This is a genomic window from Mycobacterium sp. 1245801.1, from assembly GCF_001673055.1.
Lineage (GTDB): Bacteria > Actinomycetota > Actinomycetes > Mycobacteriales > Mycobacteriaceae > Mycobacterium > Mycobacterium europaeum_A.
In genome coordinates, this window is the sequence record NZ_LZKY01000109.1 from 1 (window position 1) to 764 (window position 764).

The 764-nt window shown below is 66.0% G+C and carries 1 protein-coding gene; it reads right to left on the reverse strand.

Going from position 1 to position 764, the window contains the following annotated elements; translation table 11 throughout:
• The coding region (locus tag A5622_RS06730) for a condensation domain-containing protein (protein WP_232002888.1) at positions 1-764 on the reverse strand (764 nt) is incomplete at both ends.

Genomic DNA, 764 nt, shown 5'->3' on the forward strand with positions numbered 1-764 from the left:
TGCCAGGCCAACAGCACTTGGATCAGGGGGTGATGGGTCAGTGATCGGGTGGGGTTGAGTCGGTCGACGAGCAGTTCGAAGGGCACGTCCTGGTGCTCATAGGCCTCCAGACTGCGCCGGCGCACCTGGGCCAGGAGCTCGGCGACCGTGGGATCCCCGGCCAGATCGACCCGCAGCACCAAGGTATTGACGAAAAACCCGATCAACCCCTCCAGAGCAGGGTCTTGCCGTCCGGCGATCGGGAAACCCACCGCCACATCAGAACTCGCACTCAACTTCGACAGCACCACCGCCAACGCGGCCTGCACCACCATGAACGTCGTCGCGTTGTGCTCCCGGGCCACCACCGCCACCTGCTGCTGCAACTCGGCCGGCCAATCCAGCTCCACCGTGGCACCGCGGTGATCAGCCACCACCGGGTAAGGCCGGTCGACCGGAAGCGCCAACCGCTCAGCCATCCCAGCCAAAGCATCCTGCCAGTACGCCAACTGGGCGCCCAGCCGACTGTTCTCGTCGTCGAGATCCCCTAACCGGGCGCGTTGCCACAGGGTGTAATCGGCATACTGCACCGGCAACGGCGCCCACTCGGGGGCACGCCCCTGGCACCGGCTGGCATAGGCCATCCCCAAGTCATGCACCAGCGGCCCAACCGACATCCCATCAGCAGCGATGTGATGGACCACCCCTGCCAGCACATGCTCATCCTCACCCACCCGGAAAAGCCGCGCCCGCACCGGAATCTCCCGCGCCAGATCGAACGGGTG